Origin of the sequence: Neisseria animalis (assembly GCF_900636515.1) — a bacterium.
In the GTDB taxonomy this organism is placed as follows: Bacteria; Pseudomonadota; Gammaproteobacteria; order Burkholderiales; family Neisseriaceae; genus Neisseria; species Neisseria animalis.
The window spans coordinates 1,009,729-1,030,604 of sequence record NZ_LR134287.1 but is presented as its reverse complement, the minus strand read 5'-3'; the positions used below and the strand labels follow the sequence as shown (position 1 = coordinate 1,030,604).

Below are 20,876 nucleotides of genomic sequence, written 5' to 3'. Positions count from 1 at the left end.
TCTCCCTATTGATAAGGATCTCCGCCATGCCGACCGTCCGCCATTATCCTGAGTTCCGCCGTTTTGTTTTATCGGATAGCGATACCGAAATCAGTGAATTGGATTAACGTTTGAGCGGTGAGGTGATGGACATCACCCACACGGGTGTCAACCCTGCCTATCAAGGTCGGGGCTTGGCGCGGGTGTTGGTGGAGGCGGCAATGGCCGAAGCGGAGCAGTCCGGCTGGACGATGGCGGCAAGTTGTGATTATGCGCACGGCGTTTTGGCGCGTGTAGGCCGTCTGCAAAAGTAAGCGCGTCGCAGGCAATCCAACACCGGTTACCGCTTTCTGAAACCAAGTCTTACCTCAGGTGCATTACTCAATAATCAGATTATGATGTAATCAGCCGCTGAAAAACATTCTATATATTTGTTTTTTTAAATAATGATTAGACGGTATAACCCTGATCTTTCCTGCTCTCTTAATAATCCTATTCAGGCTCAAATCCAAACCAAAAAGGCCGTCTGCAAATATTTGCAGACGGCCTTTTTGGTTTATTCAACAGAAATAATCAGGCATCTTCGCCTTTGCTGCGGATAATCAGCAAGGGCAGATGGCTTTGGCGCATAACGGTTTCGGCAAAGCTGCCCATCAGCAGGTGCATCAGACCGGTACGGCCGTGCGTACCCAACACCAGCAGATCCGCGCCGTTTTCATCGGCGTAGTCCACCAATTCCTGCGCCATTTCGCGAGCTCCTTTGTTGGCAACCAGCAGGTGTTTGACGATGTTTTCCACGCCGTCTTCACGGGCGGCTGCTTCTGCGCTTTCCAATACTTCCGTACCTTGTGCGACGGCGGCTGCTTCGTAGCTTTCGTGTTGTAAAAATTCAGGTGCCAAAGCCATGTATTCGGCAGGGTTTGCAACGTGTACCAAGGTCAGGCGGGCTGCATTGGTACGCGCCAAGTCTGCGGCGTGTTTCAATGCATTCAAAGAAGTTTCGCTACCGTCAACGGCAACAACTAAATGCTTGTACATATTTGTTCTCCTTTTATACGCCGCACTGAACGGCTGAATGGGATTGAAGGCGGAAATTCCGATACTGAACTGCTTTATCCGCTCAAACCGCTCCATGCGGGCGGACATTGGCACTGACTATACACAACAGTCTTCCAGCTTTCAAGTATAATACGCCTTATCTGTCCGTACAGCGTTTTTCTGCGGTGTGTGCGGATTATCCGTCTGTTTATTGATTTAGCACAAACTACCATGTCTGAAACCGATTTTACTTCCTCGCGCCGCTTCGGCGGTATTGCCAGATTATATGGCGACTCTGCCTTACAGCGTTTTGCCCAAGCACACGTCTGCGTGGTCGGCGTGGGCGGTGTCGGTTCTTGGGCGGTTGAGGCCTTGGCCCGCAGCGGCATCGGCAAGCTGACGTTAATCGACTTGGACAATGTTGCCGAATCCAATGTCAACCGCCAACTGCATGCGCTGACAAATGATTTCGGTAAGGCGAAGGTTACTGCATTGAATGAGCGCATTACCCAAATCAATCCTCAATGCCGCGTTACCGAAATCGAAGATTTTGTAACTGAAGACAATCTCGATGCGCTGTTTGCAGACGGCTTTGACTTTGTGATTGACGCCATCGACCAAGTGCGTGTCAAAGCGGCGATGGCGGCTTATTTTGTCCGACACCGCCAAGCCTTTATTCTCAGTGGCGGCGCGGGCGGACAAAAAAATCCGTCGCTGATTCAAACTGCCGACTTAAGCCGCGTTACCCACGATCCCTTGCTCGCCAATCTGCGCTACACTTTACGCAAACGCTACGGTTTTACCCGCGACACCCAAGCCAAAATGCGCGTGCCTTGTGTGTATTCCACCGAAAACATTACTCCGCCCCAGTCGGGAGAAGCCTGTGCCGCCGATACCTCGCCGCAGGGCTTGTCGTGTGCCGGGTATGGTGCCAGTATGCTGGTTACCGCAACTTTCGGCCTGTATTGCGCGCAAGCAGCCATTGACCATATTGCAGCGGATAAAAAATGAATACCGCCGTCCACACCAATCCGTCTTCAATGCCGTCTGCAAATACCGTAGCATGGGTATTCGGGCAGCCTGTTACCGATATTCCGCAAGACCTGTTTATCCCGCCTGATGCCTTGGAAGTCGTATTAAGCAGCTTCCAAGGGCCGCTGGATTTGCTGTTGTATTTGATTCGTAAGCAGAATATTGATGTGTTGGATATTCCGATGGTAAAGATTACCGAGCAATATCTGCACTATATCGCGCAAATGGAAGCCTATCAGTTTGATTTGGCAGCGGAATATCTTTTGATGGCCGCCATGCTGATTGAAATCAAATCGCGGCTGCTGCTGCCCCGCCCGGCAGAAATCGAAGAGGAGGAAGCAGACCCCCGTGCCGAACTGGTGCGCCGTCTGCTGGCGTATGAACAAATGAAACTGGCCGCACAAGGTTTGGATGCGCTGCCTCGCGCCGGGCGGGATTTCGCATGGGCGCACCTGCCGCTGGAAATCGCCGTCGAAGCCAAACTGCCGGAAGTATATGTAGCGGATTTAACCCAAGCGTGGCTGGGTATCCTTTCCCGCGCCAAACATACCCAAAACCATTCTGTCGTGCGCGAAGCCATTTCCGTGCGCGCCCAAATGAGCAGCATTCTGCGCCGGCTGAACGAACGGGGTTTCTGCTGTTTCTCCGCACTATTCAAACCCGAACAAGGGGCTGCTTATGTCGTCGTCAACTTTATCGCCTTGCTCGAGTTGGCCAAAGAAGGTTTGGTACGGATTGTCCAACCCGATCATTTCGGCGAAATCGAAATCCACATCAAACAGGAAGAAACAGACACTACATTAACCGAAGAAGCAGAGTCCTCCTAATCATTTTGCAGACGGCTTTTACACAGTCTCACACACCACACACCGCAAACATGGTTTAATAAAGCATACCGCAACTGCTTATCCGGCAAACGAGACCACTATGAATCCAAGCGTACACACACCCATTATCAAGTCCCTGCTCGACACCGACCTGTACAAATTCACCATGCTGCAAGTCGTACTGCACCAATTTCCGCAAACCCACAGCGTGTACGAATTCCGCTGCCGCAATGCCGAAATGCCCTACCCGCTTTCCGACATACAGGAAGATTTCGAGCGCGAATTAGATGCCTTATGCCGTCTGCGTTTTACCGAAGACGAACTTGCCTACCTGCGCGGCTTGCGTTTCATCAAAAGCGATTTTGTCGACTACCTCGAACTCTTCCAACTGCAACGCCGCTTCGTCCATGTCGGCAGCGACGACAAAGGCCGTCTGAACATCCGCATCGAAGGCCCGATGATTCAAGCCATGTTCTTTGAAATCTTCATCTTAGCCATCGTCAACGAACTCTACTTCCGCCGTCTCGAAACACCCGAAATCCTCAAAGAAGGCGAACGCCGTCTGCAAATCAAAGCCGCACGCCTGAAAGAAATCGCCGCCACACAAAACCCCAACGACCCGCCCTTTCTCGTTTCCGACTTCGGCACACGCCGCCGCTACAACCGCTCATGGCAGGAACACGTCGTCCGCACCCTGCACCAAGCAGCGCCCGACATCTTCCGCGGCACCAGCAATGTCTACCTTGCCAAACAACTCGGCATTTTCCCCATCGGTACCATGGCACACGAATTTTTACAAGCATTCCAAGCCCTAGACGTGCGCCTGAGAAACTTCCAAAAAGCCGCCCTCGAAGCATGGGTGCACGAATACCGCGGCGACCTCGGCATTGCCCTGACCGATGTCGTCGGCATCGATGCATTCCTGCGCGATTTCGACCTCTACTTCGCCAAACTCTTCGACGGCCTGCGCCACGACAGCGGCGACCCCTATACATGGGGCGACAAAGCACACGCACATTACCAAAAGCTCAAAATCGACAGCCGCACCAAAATGCTCACTTTTTCAGACGGCCTCGACCTCGACAAATCATGGGCATTACACCAATATTTCAAAGACCGCTTCAAAACCAGCTTCGGCATCGGCACCAACCTGACCAACGATGTCGGTCATACCCCGCTGAACATCGTCCTCAAGCTGGTAGAATGCAACGGCCAATCCGTTGCCAAACTCTCCGACAGCCCCGGAAAAACCATGACCAACAACAGCACCTTCCTCGCCTACCTGCGCCAAGTATTTGAAGTTACCGACCCCGGACAATCCGAATAACCCCCACCACGGCATACCACAGTATGCCGTTTTCCATTTCAGCCAAAACAATATAACAAAATCATCTTTAATTACAACCAACCATTCTTTCCCATTTGCAGACGGCATCGGTACAGTATCGTCCGACCCACTATCAAAACAAACCGGAGCGACCATGACCACCAACGACCCACGCGCCAAACTGCCCGACGCACCCCTTGCCGACAACGAACGCCTGAAAAGCGACAGCCGACACCTGCGCGGCACCATCGCCGAAGACCTGCAAGACGGTCTGACCGGCGGTTTCAACGGCGACAACTTCCAGCTCATCCGTTTCCACGGCATGTACGAACAAGACAACCGCGACATCCGCGCCGAACGCAACGAACAAAAACTCGACAACCTCAAAAACGTCATGCTGCGCTGCCGTCTGCCCGGTGGCATCATCAAACCCGAACAATGGCTGGGCATAGACCAATTTGCCGGAGAAAAAACCCTCTACGGCTCCATCCGTCTGACCAACCGCCAAACCTTCCAATTCCACGGCGTACTGAAAGACGACATCAAACCCATGCACCAATGGCTCAACGAACTGGGGCTGGATTCCATCGCCACCGCAGGCGATGTCAACCGCAACGTACTCTGCACCAGCAACCCCGTTGAAAGCAGCCTGCACAAAGAAGCCTACGAATGGGCGAAAAAAATCAGCGAACACCTGCTGCCGAAAACCCGTGCCTACGCCGAAATCTGGCTGGACGGGAAAAAGCTGCACTCCACCGAAGATTTGGCAGAAACACCGCTTGCCGATGCCGTAAAAAGCGGCGACGCTACCGAACCGGTATTGGGCAAAAACTACCTGCCGCGCAAATTCAAAACCACCGTCGTCATTCCGCCGCACAACGACGTTGATTTGCACGCCAACGACTTAAACTTCATAGCCATCGAAGAAAACGGCAAACTGGCCGGATTCAACGTACTGGTCGGCGGCGGCCTGTCGATGGAGCACGGCAACCACAAAACCTACCCCAATACCGCCCGCGAATTCGGCTTTATCGGCTTGGACAAAGTACTCGACTGCGCCGCCGCCGTCGTCTCCGTCCAACGCGACTGGGGCAACCGCAGCGACCGCAAAAACGCCAAAACCCGCTACACCATCGAACGTGTCGGTTTGGAAGTATTCATCGACGAAGTAGAAAACCGCATGGGAGCCAAATTCGAACCGCTGCGCCCGTACCGTTTCACCTCGCGCGGCGACCGCATCGGCTGGGTGCAAGGCGAAGAAGGCAACTGGCACCTGACCTTATTCATTGAAAACGGCCGTCTGCTCGACTATCCCGGCCGCCCGCTGAAAACCGGCATGCGCGAAATCGCCAAAGTCCACAAAGGCGACTTCCGCCTTACCGCCAACCAAAACCTGATTGTCGCCAACGTACCCGAAGCACAAAAAGCCCAAATCGAGCAAATCGCCCGCGAACACGGCCTCATCAGCGATAAAGTCAGCCGCCAGCGCGAAAACAGCATGGCCTGCGTCGCCCTGCCGACCTGCCCGCTGGCCATGGCCGAAGCCGAACGCTTCCTGCCCGCATTCTCCGACAAAATCGATGAAATCATGGCAGAAAACGGCTTGAGCGACGACTACATCGTGTTGCGCGTCAACGGCTGTCCGAACGGCTGCGGCCGCTCCATGCTGGCCGAAATCGGTTTAGTCGGCAAAGCCGTCGGCCGCTACAACCTCTACACCGGTGGCAACCGCCAAGGTACCCGGCTGCCGCGGCTGTTTAAAGAAAACATCACCGAACCGGAGATTTTGGACATTCTGAAAGAATGGATTTCCGCTTGGGCAAAAAACCGCGAAACCGGCGAAGGCTTCGGCGATTTCGCCGTCCGCACCGGCATCGTCCAACCCGTGCTCGATGCCCCGCGCGATTTCTGGATAGCGCAGGCATAACCGCCAAGTCGGCAATTAGAAAAATAGAAGGGAAAAAAACAAAGGCCGTCTGCAAAATTCTTAATTTTGCAGACGGCCTTTCTGGTGTTGTCGTTATTCGAAATAATAGTAATAGCTTAAAACATCTACTCCTTACCAATCAACGCAATTTATCCGCCCTTTTCAAAACACTTTCGGTTGCAGTTTTCAAATATTTCAGCCAACCCTCCAAGCCCAGCTCGGCGAATTTGGGGTTCGGCACTTCGATGCTGACGGGCATGGTTTCAGGCAGGAGTGCCACGCATTCGGCGAGTTTGAAATCGCCTTCGCCCGGCACATAGCGTTTGGCGCGCGATTCCTCAATCAAGCCTTCGCGGGTGTCGGCGCGGTCGGCCAGAATACCGTCGCACAGCTGGATCATATCAGCCAAATAAGGTTGGGCGGCGGTAATCTGCTCCAAGCCGCAGAAGGCACGGTGGAAATGCAGGGTGTCGAACAGCACTTGGCAGCCGGTTTGTTTGGCCACTTCGACACCTTCGGCGAGCTGTTTGACGGTTTGGTAGGAAATCGGCTCCAAAGTGATGTTCAACTGAAAGGCTTTTGCATCTTCAACCAGCTTTGCCATCACGGCGGTCGCGCGTGCCAAGTCGGGATCGACGATGGTGGCGGTGAGCGTTTGTGCGTCGAGGGCTTGGGCGGCTTCCAGCATCGGCAGCCAGGTGTCGGCGTTGGTCTGCTCACCGATGGCCAGAAATTCGGTGTCTACTACTTTCATGCCGGTGTCTTTTAAAACCGCCGACACTTCTTTCAGGCGTTGGTTGCCGTGCAGCAGGTTGAAGTCTTTTTCGGTATCGGTTACCGGACGGGTACGCAGGCCGATAAAGTCATAGCCTGCTTTGGCGGCTGCCTGAATGAACTCGACGGGCTCGGTGCCCAATACGCTGAGCGGTGCGATGCCGATGGGGCGTGTCATGATGTTTCTCCTTAAATAATCGGTTTGAAGTTTTTTCAGGCCGTCTGAAACTTTGCAAAACGATATTTTTCCTTTCAGACGGCCTTACGGCATAGGGAAAAGGCAGGTTGTGTTTATGCCCGACATTTTGAAATCATTAAAGATTCCTTTAGGTTTGCAACCCAAGCCACATCTCCTTAATGCAGCCTGAAACCCACTCCCCCTCCTACGGGAGAGGGCTGGGGAGTGGGCCGGGCTTTCGGATATAACCAATATTGTTCCACCAGCAACCATCCTCCCCCTTTCTGCCCCGTGGAATGGATGGCTGCCGGACAATTGTTTCCGGCAACCCGTCCAATCTTTATCGTGTACGGCAAGGCCGTCTGAAACTTTGACGGTTTACAGCTTCCCCGCCGCAAACTTGGCAATCCGCCAGCCGAACACCATGCCCGGGCCGATGGTGGTACCCGGCCCCGGATAGGTGCCGCGGAAGATGGAGGCCAAATCGTTGCCGCAGGCGAACAGGCCTTCGATGGTACTGCCGTCTGCTTTCAAGACTTGACCGTATTCATTGCACGACAGGCCGACGCTGCCCGCCAAATCGGCAGGGCGCACCGCCAGAGCGAAATAGGGACCGTGCTGCGCCAGCGGACGCAGGCAGGGGTTGGGCTGCACGGCGGCATCGCCGTTGAAACGGTTCATCGCACTGGTGCCGCGTCCGAAATCACTGTCTTCGCCGCGTACGGCCTGTTCGTTGTAACGCCGCACGGTGGCTTTGAGTGCGTCGGCAGGCACTCGGATGCGGCGTGCCAATTCGTCCAAGTTGTCGGCGCGGGTCAGATAATTGCGTGCCAGATGACTGCCCAGACTTTTGCCGCCGGGCATGATGAAGCCCAAGCCGTATTGGCGGATAAAGGCTTCGTCCACAATCAGATAGGCGGGCAGCGCGGGGGTGTGCTTGTTGTATTGCAGCTGGGCGGTGGAAAAGTCGTGGTAGGAGTCGCTTTCGTTGACGAAACGTTTGCCGTCGGATGCTACTGCCAGCAGGCCGGGTTTGGCGCGGTCGAGAATGATGTGCGGCCACATGGCTTGGTAGCCGTCGCGCTCCTGTTTGAACGAAGTGGGAAACCAGAGCGCGGGGCTGTCGGTGTTTTCCAATGCCGCGCCGAGCGCTTCGCCCGCTGCGATGCCGTCGCCGCTGTTGCTGCGCGGGGCAAACGAATCCGGCGTACCCTGCGGGAAAAAGCGTTCGCGCAGCGATTTGTTCCAACCCGCGCCGCCGGTGGCCAGCACCACGCCTTTGGCGGCGGATACGCGCACTTCGCGGCCGTTTTGCAGAATCACCGCGCCGCAAACCTTGCCGTTTTCCACGATTAATTCCTTCAGGGGCGAATCAAACCACACCGGCACACCCGCGTTTTTCAGGCTGTAATAGAGGCGGCCGGCCAAGGCATTGCCCATCACCAGCCGCGTACCGCGCTTGTATTTCAGGCGGTCTTTGAAATAAGGCAGCACCACGTTCAGGGTGGTTTTGAAATTGCCGGCCGATTGGAAGGGATTGAGCAGCGCACCCAATTCGTTGCGGTTCACCATCATGCCGCCCAAGCCCATAAATTCGCGGCGCGGCGGGCGCACTCGGTCGAAGTCTTCTCCCAAGAGCTTGCCGTCAAACGCTACCGGCGCGAGTGCGCGGCCGCCGTAGGCTTCGCCGGGCAGCGGGCCGATGTAGTCGGGATGCGCCTGCGCCGCCACAAATTTCACTTCGGTTTTTTCGTCCAGCTCCCGAATCATCTCGGGGCCGGAAGCGAGAAAGGCTTCGCGCAACGCTTCGCCGTTTTTGCCTTGGCAGACATGGCTTAAAAATTCGCGTGCGGCTTCTACCGTGTCGGGCACGCCCGCCTTCACGCTCAAATGCGTGCCGGGCACCCAGGTCGTACCGCCGGAAGTGGCGGTAATGCCGCCGACATACGGCTCTTTTTCGCACAATAAAACATTCAAACCTTCGAGTTTGGCCGTCAGCGCGGCCGTCATGCCTGCCGCGCCGCCGCCGATGACGAGCAAATCAACTTGTTGTGTGGTATTCATGTGCTTCTCCGATAAAGGAATACAGCCTGATGCGCCGGGGCGTATCCCATACAGTTTTTTCAGACGGCCTGATGATTCGAGCTTATCGTTGGGCCGGCAAACAACCCGGCTGTTGAAAACCGGCTTTCTTAACGATACGCAGGAATGCATCCCATGCGGTTTTTCAGACGGCCTAAACCTTGCCTTCCAATAAAAACGCCGCCATCAAATCGCGTACCGCCGCATACATATCCAAGCCGGTGGCGGTGCGGCAGCCTTGCGCTTTGGCTTTGGCAATCCATGCGGTGTCGGGATAGGTCACGACATCGCCGACAAACATTTGCGGCGTGAGCCTGTCACCGTCAAACGGCAGAGGATCGCCTTCTTTCATACCCATCGGCGTGGCGTTGACCACAATGTCGAAACCGCCCGGATCGGACGTTCCGGCATACACTTTCGCCCTGCCCAAGCTGTTCAAACGCTCAATCAGGCTGTCGCGGCGCGGCGCGTCGGTTTCCACGACGGCCAACTCGGACACGCCCGCCATCACCAGCGCATGGGCGATCGCCGTACCCGCGCCTCCCGCGCCTGCCTGAATAGCTTTTTTGCCTTGCAGCACCGCGCCGTTTTTCAGCAAAGCCTCCACTTGGGCGCGTCCGTCGAACATATCGCCGTGCCAGCCGCTGCCATCGAAGCGCACCACGTTGACGGTATTCAAAAAACGGGCGGTGTCGGAAATGCTGTCGCACAATCCGGTAAACGCGATTTTGTGCGGCACGGTAACCATCAGGCCGTCGACGTTTTTCATGCGGCGGATACCGGCAGCCCAGTCTTCCAAATCCTCGGGCGCAACGTGGGCGGGCAGGCACACGCCGTTGATGCCGGCTGCCTGAAACGCAGCAGTCATGCCTTCGGGAGATTTGACTTGGGCAATCGGATCGCCCACCACGAAATACAAACGGGTTGAGCCGTTGAGTGTCAGTTTCATCGTATTTTCCTTTGTTTGAACGGTTGCTTATCAGGATTTCAGGCTGCCTGAAAAGTTTTTTCGATAAAATAATCCACAGGCGCAGATACCATTAAAACAATCAAGCATTATCAACACGCCGCAGCCTGCATGGAACGCCAAATTCCCCGCGTAGGGCGCATGCCCTTGCATGCATGCGTCGGTCGGGCTTGGCTCTTATGCCGTCTGAAACATTTTCAGACGGCATATTTGTTTTGATTTAAATGACTTGCCGATTTGATTTGCCACCTTCGGTTTGAACCTTTCCCTGTCCCATTATGCAACGCGTGCATGCTTCGGCATGCACCCTACCGAATGGCAAACAAGCTGTAGATTGGGTTGAAAATCCAACACAATATTCAATAATTTCAAAATATTGCATCAAAACCAACTTACCTTTTCTGCGACAAGTGTGCTTCAAAACATACGGTGCGCAGCTGCATGGCGACGAAGCGTAAAGCCAATCCGACAATTAACTAAAATCCATGCCGCAATCCTTGCAGCTTTTATTCTTCGGTATCCGAAAGGCCGTCTGAAAAACTGTTTCAACCGGATTTTCAGACGGCCTGCGTATCAACATGCAGGCTGCCTTGGTAATCGGGCGACGGTGCCGCGCTGTTGTCGTCTTCGTAACGCCGCGCACCGGCCAAATCGCGGGCAACGGCGTAGCCGAAAGTCATGGCGGGACCGATGTTGATGCCGCCGCAGGGGTAGTTGCCGCCGAATACCGATTTCTGGTCGAGACCGATGGCGTAGAGGCCGTCCACCGTGCCGCCGTCGGCGCGGATGACTTGCGAGCGCGCGTTCACGGCGATGCCCGCAAAAGTGCCGAACGAGCCGGGCAGCACGCGCACGGCGTAATACGGGCCTTTACCCAAAGGGGCGAGCGAGGGATTGGGAAAACCGGCGGACGCGTCTCCGCCGTAGCGGTTGAACGGCGTTTCGCCGCGGCCGAAATCGGGGTCAATGCCTTTTTTGGCGTTTTGGTTGAAACGGGCGACGGTGTTCATCAGCCCGACCGGATCGATGCCGCATTGCTCCGCCAATCCGTCCAAAGTATCGGCCTGCACCACGCATTTGAGCCGGCGGGTGTAGAGTCGGCGCGGAATCGGGCGCGGTTTGGCGTAGCCGAACATATACCGGCGGATGACGCGTGCGTCGCCGATCAGCCACGACTGCACGGTTTCGCCCTCCGGCACCGCCCGTATCATGGCGGAAACGTAGTCGTAATAGCCGTCGGCCTCATTGACAAAACGCCGCCCGTTTTGCAGCACGCCGATTACGCCGGGCTTGGCGCGGTCGGCAATGTGCGGAAACACGCCCGTGCTGCCGTCTTTGAAGTCCACCAGCGATACGGGACACCACGCGGCGGGCGAGCGGCCGCTGTCGTCCAAATAACCGCCCGCGCTTTCGGCCAACGCCAAGCCTGCGCCGTCTGCTTCGTCGGGCGCGAGCGTCCAATGGTGGCGGCCGTCGGGATTGCGCGGGAAGTTTTTGCGCCGTCCGATATTGGCCGGATAGCCGCCGGTAGCCAACACCACGCCGCGTGCGGCATGCACTTTGACCTTGCCTTCGGGCGTGTCGAGCAATGCGCCGCACACGCGGCCGCCTTCGTCAAACAATAATTCGCCAACAGGGGAATTGACCTTGATTTGCACGCCTTTTTCGTCGGCAGCCTGAACCAGCTTGGCAATCAGTGCCAAGCCGTTCACCATCTGCATATTGCGCCGGTGGACGATTTTGTCCCAGATATGCACCGCCGTGCGCCGCGCAACATAAGCGAAGCTGCGCGGATTTCTCATGGCATTGAGGAAATGGCCGAGGTCGGGGCCGGCCATGATGCCCATGCCCCAGAAGGAAGTCATTTTGAACTGGTCGGGCAGGATGCCGAGCAGGTGTTTGGGCAGCGACGCGGCGTAAAACGGCGTGGCGGCCACCGAACGGTGTCCCGTACCCGCGCCGGGCAGCTTGCCGTAGATGTCGCAGATTTTCGCACCGGGCGTGAATTTCAGCGGCGTGAAGTTTTCAAAAAAGCCCACCATATGCGGCGCGTTTTCCAGAAACACTTCAATGCGCTCGTGGTCGTAGCCGGCTTCACCGATAACGGCTTTCAGATAATTGCGGAAATCGTCGCGCGGCTCGTTTACGCCGTCGGCCTTCGCCAGCGGATTGCCCGGCACCCAAGCCCAACCGCCCGAACGCGCCGTTGCACCGCCGCAAACCGCCGCACGCTCGGCCACGATGACTTTCAAGCCGTGGTGCGCCGCCGTCACCGCAGCCGCCAAACCGCCCGCACCGCTGCCCGCAATCAAAACGTCGCACTGCCATTCGGTATGTGTCTTCGTGTGCGTCATCATCCGTACCTTTTATAGCGGGTTGTAACCGTTCAAATTGTAACGGGCTGACGGAGAACAGCCATATTGTTTTGCTTATAACTCATATGCGGAAACGGCATTTGTGCTATATTCGGATTCAAAAGGCCGTCTGAATATTATTTTCAGACGGCCTCGGTATATTCTGCCTATACGGTTTTGTTATAACTCTTAGTAGAAAGACATGCTTTTACTTAACACCAATATCGCCAATAATCTGTCGGACAAACTAAAACATTTATATACGGATTTCTCAAGACTACATCCGGGACTGCGAGGAGAAACATCATGAGTGCGACGCGCACAATAAACGTCCAGCATTTTTTGGACGAAAACAAATTTTCCCCCTATCAATGGATGATTTTCATCATCTGTTTTCTGGTGGCGTTTTTCGACGGCATGGACACCGCCGCCATCGGATACATCGCCCCCAGCCTGCTCGACGACTGGGGTATTGAAAAAAGCCAGCTCGCGCCGGTGTTGAGTGCCGCGCTGTTCGGTCTGGCCATCGGCGCGATGACTTCCGGCCCCTTGGCCGACAAGTTCGGGCGCAAATTGGTGTTAACCGCTTCCGTGCTGTTGTTTTCGGGCTTTTGCGCCGCTTCGGCTTGGGCGGAAAATATCGCGCAGATGTCGGTTTTGCGTTTCATCACCGGCTTGGGCTTGGGCGCGGCCATGCCGACCGCCGTTACCCTGCTGACCGAATACTGCCCGACACACCGCCGCGCCACTATCGTCAACACCATGTATACCGGCTTTCCCATCGGCGCGGCCGCCGGCGGTTTTTTCGCTTCATGGCTGATTCCGGCCTACGGCTGGAAAACCGCAATTATGTGGTGCGGCCTGCTGCCCTTGGCTTTGGGGGTGCTGATGATTTTCATCATGCCGCGTTCTGTTTCCTATTTGGCGGTAACCCGAAAACCGGCCGGAGAAATCCGCCGGATTCTGCACCGCATCAATCCGCAGGCCAATTTGGACAACGCCGAATTTGTGATCGACGGTAAAAAAGCCGTAGCGGTCAGCAGCAACCCGATGGCAATGGTGCTGGGCAGCCACTTCCGCTTAGGCTCGACTATGCTGTGGATCAGCTACTTTATGGGTCTGATTATTTTCTATGCCATGATTAACTGGATGCCGGTGATTTTCCGCGAAGCCGGTATGCCTGCCGATTTGGGCCCGAAAATTTCCGGCCTGTTCGCCTTGGGCGGCTTGGGCGCGATTGCCAACGGCTACCTGATGGACAGATTCAACGGCAACAAACTGATTGCGCTGCTGTCCCTTTTAACCGCCGTGTCGGTAGCCTTTATCGGCTGGTCGATCGGCCAAGGCTTGGGCATGCTGGTTGCCGTGGTCTTGATTGCCGGCGTATTCCAAAACACCGCCCAATCCTCGCTGCCTGCGCTGGCCGCCAAATTTTACCCGGCAGAGTGCCGCACCACCGGCGTATCCTGGATGCTGGGCATCGGCCGCTTTGGGGCGATTGCAGGCACTTTCCTGACCGGCCTGCTGCTGCAATGGAAACTGGATTTCGGTAGCATTTTCATCATCTTGGCGATACCGTCAGTCATCATGGCCGTTTGCCTGCTGGTGAAACAAAAAGTTTACGGCAACAGCTGAACACGTTTCATATCCAACCTTTTCAGACGGCCTCATTCTTTTCATCAGCAGGCCGTCTGAAAAACACCACAGGAGAAAAAACATGAGCCTGATTATCGACTGCCACGGCCACTACACCACCGCGCCGCCTTCATTGGAAGCCTGGCGCAACAAGCAAATCGCCGCCATCGGCAACCCGTCGCAAATGCCCAAAGCAGGCGAACTCAAAATCAGCGACGACGAATTGCGCGAAACCATCGAGAAAAACCAGCTGCGCCTGATGAAAGAGCGCGGCGCGGACATGACCCTGTTTTCTCCGCGCGCCAGCTTTATGGCGCACCACATCGGCGGCTTTGAAGTGTCTTCCGCTTGGGCTGCCGTCTGCAACGAATTGTGCTACCGCGTATCGCAGCTCTTCCCCGACAATTTCGCTCCCGTCGCCATGCTGCCGCAAAGCCCCGGCGTGCCGGTCGAAACCTGTATCGCCGAGCTGGAACGCTGCGTCAACGAATACGGCAACGTCGGCATCAACCTCAATCCCGACCCCAGCGGCGGCCATTGGACTTCCCCGCCCCTGACCGACAGATACTGGTATCCGATTTACGAAAAAATGGCGGAATACGACATCCCCGCCATGATTCACGTTTCCACCTCGTGCAACCACTGCTTCCACACCACCGGCGCGCACTACCTGAACGCCGACACCACCGCGTTTATGCAGCTGCTGCAAGGAGATTTGTTTAAAGACTTCCCCACCCTGCGCTTCATCATTCCGCACGGCGGCGGAGCAGTGCCCTACCACTGGGGACGCTTCCGCGGCTTGGCAATGGTGCTGAAAAAGCCCGAGTTGGAACAACATCTCTTAAACAACATCTTCTTTGACACCTGCGTTTACCACCAGCCCGGCATCGACCTGCTGCTGGATGTGATGCCGAACAAAAATATCTTGTTTGCCTCCGAAATGATCGGCGCGGTACGCGACATCGACCCGCGCACCGGCTTCTACTTCGACGACACCAAACGCTACATCGAAGCGGCAAACATTTCCGCCGGAGACAAACACCAAATATACGAAGGCAACGCCCGCCGCGTCTTCCCGCGCTTGGATGCCCTGCTCAAATCGAAAGGAATGTAAACATGACCGACGTATATCCGAACCAATTAGGCGTGGTCAAACGCAATATCAAGCGCGCCGACCCGGCCGCGGTAGAAAAACTGTCGCGTTTCGGCACAGCCACCATCCACGAAGCCATGGGGCGCACCGGCCTGATGAAACCCTATATGCGCCCCGTCTACAGCGGCGCGAAAATCTGCGGCACCGCCGTTACCATCCTGCTGCAACCGGGCGACAACTGGATGATGCACGTGGCTGCCGAGCAGTTGCGCCCGGGCGACGTGGCCGTTGCCGCCTGCACCACCGAAAACACAGACGGCTTTTTCGGCGACCTGCTGGCCACTTCGTTCAAAGCGCAAGGCTGCAAAGGCCTGATTATCGACGGCGGCGTGCGCGACGTGGCCGACTTGGAAGCCATGGGTTTTCCCGTATTCGCCAAAGCCATCCACGCCAAAGGCACCATCAAAGCTACACTGGGTTCGGTCAACGTACCCGTGGTGTGTGCGGGCGCGTTGGTCAACCCGGGTGATGTCGTAATTGCCGACATCGACGGTGTAGTGGTCGTACCGGCCGAACGTGCACAGGAAGTGGCCGACAAAGCCGAAGCGCGCGAAGCCGGCGAAGGCAGCAAGCGCGAGTTGTTCGCCTCCGGCATACTCGGTTTGGACTACTACAAAATGCGCGAGGGCTTGGAAAAAGCCGGTTTGAAATATATTGACTGACGGTATGCAGACAGGTTGGGATAAAAGCCTGTCTGAAAAGCAGCAACCCCGCAGACCGGACTTCAGTCCGGCAATACCCTGACAAAACAACATGCCGGGCAAAATCCCCGGCCTGCCCCCAAACACCATAAAAACAAGGCCGAAACCAAACAGGCCGTCTGAAACGCTTCACCACACCGTTTCACACAAAAAAACAAAGGAGAAAGCCCATGAAAACCCAAGTTGCGATTATCGGTGCCGGCCCTTCCGGCCTGCTGCTCGGCCAATTGCTCCACAAACAAGGCATCAGCAACATCATTCTGGAGCGTAAAAGCAGCGGATATGTGCTGGGGCGCATCCGCGCGGGCGTATTGGAACACACCACCGTGCAAGGTTTGGAAAAAGCGGGCGCAGCCGAGCGGATGCACCGCGAAGGCTTGGTGCACGAAGGCGTAGAGCTGGTGTTCGACCGCGAGAAATACCGCGTGGATTTCACCGAAGCCGTCGGCAAAAGCGTGGTGGTGTACGGGCAAACCGAAGTCACCCGCGATTTGATGGACGCGCGTGCGGCCACAGGCGGACTGACCGTTTACGAAGCGGAAGACGTCGCCCTGCACGGCATCGACACCGACGCGCCTTATGTTACCTACGCCAAAGACGGCCAAACGCACCGCATCGACTGCGACTTTATCGCCGGTTGCGACGGCTTCCACGGCGTATCCAGACAAAGCATTCCCGCCGACGTATTGAAAACCTACGAGCGCGTATACCCCTTCGGCTGGCTCGGCCTCTTGTCCGACACGCCGCCGGTGTCGCACGAGCTGATTTACGTCAAACACCCCGACGGCTTCGCCCTGTGCAGCCAGCGTTCGGAAACCCGCAGCCGCTACTACCTGCAAGTGCCGCTGACCGACAAAGTGGAGGACTGGCCGGACGAGCGTTTTTGGGCGGAACTGAAAAACCGCCTTTATCCGGAAGCAGCCGGGCGTTTGGTAACCGGCCCCAGTCTGGAAAAAAGCATCGCCCCGCTGCGCAGCTTTGTGAGCGAGCCGATGCGCTACCACAAGCTGTTTCTGGCGGGCGATGCCGCACATATCGTGCCGCCTACCGGCGCGAAAGGTCTGAATCTGGCGGCGGGAGACGTGCAATGTCTGGCCGACGCGCTGGCCGATTATTACCACAACCGCAGCACGGCGGGCATCGACGGCTATTCCGCCCGCTGCCTCAAGCGCGTGTGGGCGGCCGAGCGTTTCTCCTGGTACATGACCAAGCTGCTGCACACCTTCCCCGACAGCGACGACTTCGAACAAAAAATGCAGGAAGCCGAATTCAACCAGCTGGTACTCACGGAAAACGGCGCAAAAACGCTGGCGGAAAACTACGTCGGCCTGCCGTATTGACGGGAAGGCCGTCTGAAAAAACTTGCGCCGGAAAAAAGAAAGCCGCAGACCGGGCTTCAGTCCGGCAAAACCGGAACAACACATTCAATCTGACGGTGCAGGGTTGAAACCCGGCCTACAAATGCTACGGATGCCGAAACAAAAGGCCGTCTGAAAAAACCTGTTCCGAAAAAAGGATAACGCATGAGTTCATTTGAAAAAACGCCGGGCTGGCTGGATTTCCACCCCAACCCGTCCAAACCCAAGCTGCAACTGCCGCAAGGCGCGGTGGATGCGCACTGCCACGTTTTCGGGCCGGGAGACGTATTCCCCTACGCCCCCGAGCGCAAATACACCCCCTGCGACGCGGGCAAAGAAAAACTGTTTGCCCTGCGCGACCATCTGGGTTTTTCACGCAATGTCATCGTGCAGGCCACCTGCCACGGTGCGGACAACCGCGCCCTGGTCGACGCATTGCAGGCTGCGGGCGGCAAGGCGCGCGGCGTAGCCACGGTAAAAGCCGGTGTTACGCAGGAAGAATTGCAGCGGCTGCACGAAGCGGGCGTGCGCGGCGTGCGCTTCAATTTCGTCAAGCGGCTCGTTGACACCGCGCCGGTCGATACCCTGCGCGCCATCGCCGACAAAATCGCCCCTTTGGGCTGGCACATCGTGATTTATTTTGAAGCGGCAGACTTGGCTGAATACTATGATTTCTTTACTTCGCTGCCGACCACCGTGGTGGTGGACCATATGGGCCGACCCGACGTATCGCAGCCCGCGCACGGCGGCGATTTCGAATTATTCGTCAAACTGATGCGCGAAAACCCGAATTTCTGGAGCAAACTCTCCTGCCCAGAGCGTTTGAGCAACACCGGCCCCAAAGCCTTAAACGGAGAACAGCAGGCCTATACCGACGTGGTGCCGTTTGCCCGCCGCCTGATGCAGGAATTTCCCGACCGCGTTTTGTTCGGCACAGACTGGCCGCATCCGAACCTGAAAGACCACATGCCCGACGACGGCCTGCTGGTGGACTGGGTTGCCCAAATCGCGCCCACCGAAGCCGAACGCCAAAAACTGCTGGCAGACAATCCGATGCGCCTGTATTGGCCGGAAGAGTCCGGCAGTCAGGCATAAATCTTTCAGACAGGCTTTTTACGGCACAACGATGCTGCAGTTTCACATTACCGTGCATGGCAAGCCTGTCTGAAACCCGACCATACAAAAGGAGAATCTCATGGCACTCGACAAGCCTTACAAAGACATTCCGGGCACGCGCATTTTCGATTCCGAACGCGCCAGCCAAGGCTATCATTTAAACCAATTCTGTATGTCGCTGATGAAAGCTGAAAACCGCGAACGCTTCAAAACCGACCAACGCGCCTATATGGATCAGTGGCCGATGACCGAAGAACAGAAAGACGCCGTTATCGCCCGCGATTTGAACCGCTTGATTGATTTGGGCGGCAATATTTATGTGTTGGCGAAAATCGGTGCCACCGACGGCCTGACCTTCCAGCAAATGGCGGGCAGCATGACCGGCATGAGCGAGCAGGAATACCGCGACATGATGATTAACGGCGGCCGCAGCATCGAAGGCAACCGCTATCTGCACGAACAAAAATCCGAATGAAGGCCGTCTGAAAGGAGACATCATGGCAAAAATCACCGCAAGCGTTTACACCTCGCACGTTCCCGCCATCGGCGTGGCCGCAGACTTGAAAAAAACCGGCGAAGACTACTGGAAACCCGTGTTCGCAGGCTACGATTACAGCAAAGAATGGCAGAAGGAAAACCGCCCCGACATCATTATTCTGGTGTACAACGACCACACCAACAACTTCGACTTCAGCCTGATTCCCACCTTTGCCCTGGGCATGAACCACATCTTCCAACCCAGCGACGAAGGCTGGGGCCCGCGCCCCGTACCGGCTGTGGAAGGCGACCAGAAATTCGCCTCGCATCTGGCGCATTCCGTTATCGAACAAGGCTTCGACCTGACCCTGTGCTACGAAATGGAAGTCGACCACGGCTTAACCGTGCCGATGACGCTGATGTTCGGCGACGTGGAAAAATGGCCGGTCAAAGTGATTCCGCTGCATGTAAACGTGGTGCAATACCCCGTGCCCAGCGGCCAACGCTGCTACGATTTGGGCCGCGCCATCAAAAAAGCCGTGGAATGCTACGACGAAGACCTGAACGTCCACATCTGGGGTACCGGCGGCATGAGCCACCAGCTGCAAGGCCCGCGCGCCGGCCTGATCAACAAAGAATGGGACAACCGGTTCTTGGACGACCTGATTGCCGACCCGAAAGAATTGGCGGAAAAACCGCATGTGGAATATGTGCGCGAAGCCGGTTCCGAAGGCATCGAGCTGGTGATGTGGCTGATTGCCCGCGCCGCCATGTGCGAAGAAGGCGAAGAGCCGGTGGTGAAACACCGCTTCTACCACGTTCCCGCATCCAACACCGCGGTCGGCCATCTGATTTTGGAAGCACCGGAGAAATAATGCGTCAGGCCGTCTGAAAACGCCATCATGGTTTTCAGACGGCCTCCCCAAGCCCCGCCAACAACAACCACCCATTGAAAGGAAACCCAATGAGCAAAACCATCAAAGCCGCCCTCGCCGGTGCCGGCGCGTTCGGCGAAAAACACCTCGACGGCATCAAAAACATCCCCGATGTGGAAGTCGTCGCCCTCATCGGCCGCGACATGGCCAAAACCCAAGCCGTAGCCGACAAATACGGCATCGGCTTCGTTACCGACGACTTGGCCAAAGCACTCGAACTGCCCGAATTGGATGCCGTGATTTTGTGTACCCCCACCCAAATGCACGCCGCGCAAACCCTGCAATGCCTGAAAGCCGGCAAACACGTGCAAGTGGAAATCCCGCTGGCCGACTCTTGGGCGGATGCCGAAGAAGTGCTGCGCGTACAAAAAGAAACCGGCCTGGTTGCCATGGTCGGCCACACCCGCCGCTTCAACCCCAGCCACCAATGGGTGCACAACAAAATCAGCGCAGGCGAATTGAATATCCAGCAAATGGACGTGCAAACCTATTTCTTCCGCCGCACCAACACCAACGCCAAAGGCGAGCCGCGCTCCTGGACCGACCACCTGCTGTGGCACCACGCCGCCCACACCGTGGATTTGTTCCAATACCAAACCGGCAGCAAAGTGGTGAAAGCCAACGCCATCCAAGGCCCGAAACACCCCGTATTGGGCATCGCCATGGATATGTCCATCCAATTGCAGGCTGAAAACGGCGCCATCTGCACCCTGTCGCTCTCGTTCAACAACGACGGCCCCTTGGGCACTTTCTTCCGCTACATCTGCGACAACGGCACCTACATCGCCCGCTATGACGACTTGGTCAACGGCAAAGAAGAACCGATTGACGTGAGCAAAACCGCCGTATCCATGAACGGCATCGAGCTGCAAGACCGCGAATTCTTCGCCGCCATCCGCGAAGGCCGCCAACCCAATTCCAGCGTAGAAAGCGTAATCAACTGCTACAAAGTATTGGACGAATTGGAAAAACAGCTGGAAGGTTGAATTTCTTTTAAGGCCGTCTGCAAATTTTAG

At 56.2% G+C, this 20,876-nt stretch carries 18 protein-coding genes; 13 read left to right on the top strand and 5 right to left on the bottom strand.

Going from position 1 to position 20,876, the window contains the following annotated elements:
- The first annotated feature begins 125 nt into the window (after positions 1–125).
- A complete protein-coding gene (locus EL111_RS04885) occupies positions 126–293 on the top strand; it encodes a GNAT family N-acetyltransferase (protein WP_123794762.1) in 168 nt (55 codons plus the stop codon).
- Positions 294–552: 259 nt separating this feature from the next.
- Here the strand turns inward: EL111_RS04885 and EL111_RS04880 are convergent, their stop codons facing one another.
- On the bottom strand, positions 553–1,017 hold the full coding sequence (locus EL111_RS04880; protein WP_123794764.1) for a universal stress protein: 465 nt from the start codon (positions 1,015–1,017) through the stop codon (positions 553–555).
- A gap of 231 nt (positions 1,018–1,248) precedes the next feature.
- Here EL111_RS04880 and EL111_RS04875 point away from each other — a divergent pair, with 231 nt between their 5' ends.
- From EL111_RS04875 to cysI, 4 genes are all read left to right on the top strand, one after another.
- Positions 1,249–2,028, top strand: coding sequence for a tRNA threonylcarbamoyladenosine dehydratase (locus EL111_RS04875; protein WP_123794766.1), 780 nt, complete (start codon positions 1,249–1,251; stop codon positions 2,026–2,028).
- Positions 2,025–2,876: a segregation and condensation protein A gene (locus EL111_RS04870; RefSeq protein WP_123794767.1), complete on the top strand. Its 852-nt coding sequence runs from the start codon at positions 2,025–2,027 to the stop codon at positions 2,874–2,876. Before EL111_RS04875 ends, EL111_RS04870 begins: the two co-directional genes overlap by 4 nt.
- 100 nt (positions 2,877–2,976) lie before the next feature.
- Positions 2,977–4,203 (top strand): nicotinate phosphoribosyltransferase, encoded by a 1,227-nt coding sequence (pncB, locus tag EL111_RS04865; RefSeq protein ID WP_123794769.1) that lies wholly within the window; start codon positions 2,977–2,979, stop codon positions 4,201–4,203.
- A 154-nt stretch (positions 4,204–4,357) separates the two neighbouring features.
- Positions 4,358–6,130 (top strand): assimilatory sulfite reductase (NADPH) hemoprotein subunit, encoded by a 1,773-nt coding sequence (gene cysI, locus EL111_RS04860; protein WP_123794770.1) that lies wholly within the window; start codon positions 4,358–4,360, stop codon positions 6,128–6,130.
- 139 nt (positions 6,131–6,269) lie between these two features.
- Here the strand turns inward: cysI and EL111_RS04855 are convergent, their stop codons facing one another.
- The 4 genes from EL111_RS04855 to EL111_RS04840 all read right to left on the bottom strand — a co-directional run bounded on the left by EL111_RS04855 (position 6,270) and on the right by EL111_RS04840 (position 12,485).
- On the bottom strand, positions 6,270–7,082 hold the full coding sequence (locus tag EL111_RS04855) for a sugar phosphate isomerase/epimerase family protein (protein WP_123794771.1): 813 nt from the start codon (positions 7,080–7,082) through the stop codon (positions 6,270–6,272).
- A gap of 378 nt (positions 7,083–7,460) precedes the next feature.
- Positions 7,461–9,146: an FAD-dependent oxidoreductase gene (locus tag EL111_RS04850; RefSeq protein ID WP_123794772.1), complete on the bottom strand. Its 1,686-nt coding sequence runs from the start codon at positions 9,144–9,146 to the stop codon at positions 7,461–7,463.
- A 172-nt stretch (positions 9,147–9,318) separates the two neighbouring features.
- A complete protein-coding gene (locus tag EL111_RS04845) occupies positions 9,319–10,113 on the bottom strand; it encodes a shikimate dehydrogenase family protein (protein WP_123794773.1) in 795 nt (264 codons plus the stop codon).
- Between the two features lie 575 nt (positions 10,114–10,688).
- Positions 10,689–12,485, bottom strand: coding sequence for an FAD-dependent oxidoreductase (locus EL111_RS04840; RefSeq protein ID WP_197717774.1), 1,797 nt, complete (start codon positions 12,483–12,485; stop codon positions 10,689–10,691).
- Positions 12,486–12,791: 306 nt separating this feature from the next.
- On the opposite strand from EL111_RS04840, the gene EL111_RS04835 reads away from it, so the two are divergent.
- From EL111_RS04835 to EL111_RS04800, 8 genes are all read left to right on the top strand, one after another.
- Entirely contained in the window at positions 12,792–14,120 is a 1,329-nt protein-coding gene (locus EL111_RS04835) for an MFS transporter (protein ID WP_123794775.1), read from the top strand.
- A gap of 82 nt (positions 14,121–14,202) precedes the next feature.
- Entirely contained in the window at positions 14,203–15,234 is a 1,032-nt protein-coding gene (locus tag EL111_RS04830; protein ID WP_123794776.1) for an amidohydrolase family protein, read from the top strand.
- Between the two features lie 2 nt (positions 15,235–15,236).
- Positions 15,237–15,935 carry a 4-carboxy-4-hydroxy-2-oxoadipate aldolase/oxaloacetate decarboxylase gene (ligK, locus tag EL111_RS04825; protein WP_123794777.1) on the top strand — a complete coding sequence of 233 codons (699 nt, stop codon included), beginning with the start codon at positions 15,237–15,239 and terminating at the stop codon, positions 15,933–15,935.
- 209 nt (positions 15,936–16,144) lie between these two features.
- Entirely contained in the window at positions 16,145–17,314 is a 1,170-nt protein-coding gene (pobA, locus tag EL111_RS04820) for a 4-hydroxybenzoate 3-monooxygenase (protein WP_123794778.1), read from the top strand.
- A 183-nt stretch (positions 17,315–17,497) separates the two neighbouring features.
- Positions 17,498–18,427 carry an amidohydrolase family protein gene (locus tag EL111_RS04815; RefSeq protein WP_123794779.1) on the top strand — a complete coding sequence of 310 codons (930 nt, stop codon included), beginning with the start codon at positions 17,498–17,500 and terminating at the stop codon, positions 18,425–18,427.
- A gap of 100 nt (positions 18,428–18,527) precedes the next feature.
- A complete protein-coding gene (gene ligA, locus EL111_RS04810; protein WP_123794780.1) occupies positions 18,528–18,923 on the top strand; it encodes a protocatechuate 4,5-dioxygenase subunit alpha in 396 nt (131 codons plus the stop codon).
- Positions 18,924–18,945: 22 nt separating this feature from the next.
- The gene (locus EL111_RS04805; protein WP_123794781.1) at positions 18,946–19,800 is read left to right on the top strand and encodes a class III extradiol dioxygenase subunit beta; all 855 of its coding nucleotides are present in this window, start codon (positions 18,946–18,948) and stop codon (positions 19,798–19,800) included.
- Between the two features lie 89 nt (positions 19,801–19,889).
- Positions 19,890–20,846 (top strand): Gfo/Idh/MocA family oxidoreductase, encoded by a 957-nt coding sequence (locus EL111_RS04800; protein ID WP_123794782.1) that lies wholly within the window; start codon positions 19,890–19,892, stop codon positions 20,844–20,846.
- Positions 20,847–20,876: the final 30 nt, after the last annotated feature.

Bases quoted from the DNA above. Each gene is read 5' to 3' on its own strand.
- EL111_RS04855 (WP_123794771.1), bottom strand. From the start codon at position 7,082: ATGACACGCCCCATCGGCATCGCACCGCTCAGCGTATTGGGCACCGAG.
- EL111_RS04850 (WP_123794772.1), bottom strand. From the start codon at position 9,146: ATGAATACCACACAACAAGTTGATTTGCTCGTCATCGGCGGCGGCGCG.
- pncB (WP_123794769.1), top strand. From the start codon at position 2,977: ATGAATCCAAGCGTACACACACCCATTATCAAGTCCCTGCTCGACACC.
- ligA (WP_123794780.1), top strand. From the start codon at position 18,528: ATGGCACTCGACAAGCCTTACAAAGACATTCCGGGCACGCGCATTTTC.
- EL111_RS04830 (WP_123794776.1), top strand. From the start codon at position 14,203: ATGAGCCTGATTATCGACTGCCACGGCCACTACACCACCGCGCCGCCT.
- EL111_RS04800 (WP_123794782.1), top strand. From the start codon at position 19,890: ATGAGCAAAACCATCAAAGCCGCCCTCGCCGGTGCCGGCGCGTTCGGC.
- EL111_RS04835 (WP_123794775.1), top strand. From the start codon at position 12,792: ATGAGTGCGACGCGCACAATAAACGTCCAGCATTTTTTGGACGAAAAC.
- EL111_RS04875 (WP_123794766.1), top strand. From the start codon at position 1,249: ATGTCTGAAACCGATTTTACTTCCTCGCGCCGCTTCGGCGGTATTGCC.
- ligK (WP_123794777.1), top strand. From the start codon at position 15,237: ATGACCGACGTATATCCGAACCAATTAGGCGTGGTCAAACGCAATATC.
- EL111_RS04805 (WP_123794781.1), top strand. From the start codon at position 18,946: ATGGCAAAAATCACCGCAAGCGTTTACACCTCGCACGTTCCCGCCATC.
- pobA (WP_123794778.1), top strand. From the start codon at position 16,145: ATGAAAACCCAAGTTGCGATTATCGGTGCCGGCCCTTCCGGCCTGCTG.
- EL111_RS04840 (WP_197717774.1), bottom strand. From the start codon at position 12,485: ATGACGCACACGAAGACACATACCGAATGGCAGTGCGACGTTTTGATT.
- cysI (WP_123794770.1), top strand. From the start codon at position 4,358: ATGACCACCAACGACCCACGCGCCAAACTGCCCGACGCACCCCTTGCC.
- EL111_RS04885 (WP_123794762.1), top strand. From the start codon at position 126: ATGGACATCACCCACACGGGTGTCAACCCTGCCTATCAAGGTCGGGGC.
- EL111_RS04870 (WP_123794767.1), top strand. From the start codon at position 2,025: ATGAATACCGCCGTCCACACCAATCCGTCTTCAATGCCGTCTGCAAAT.
- EL111_RS04845 (WP_123794773.1), bottom strand. From the start codon at position 10,113: ATGAAACTGACACTCAACGGCTCAACCCGTTTGTATTTCGTGGTGGGC.
- EL111_RS04880 (WP_123794764.1), bottom strand. From the start codon at position 1,017: ATGTACAAGCATTTAGTTGTTGCCGTTGACGGTAGCGAAACTTCTTTG.
- EL111_RS04815 (WP_123794779.1), top strand. From the start codon at position 17,498: ATGAGTTCATTTGAAAAAACGCCGGGCTGGCTGGATTTCCACCCCAAC.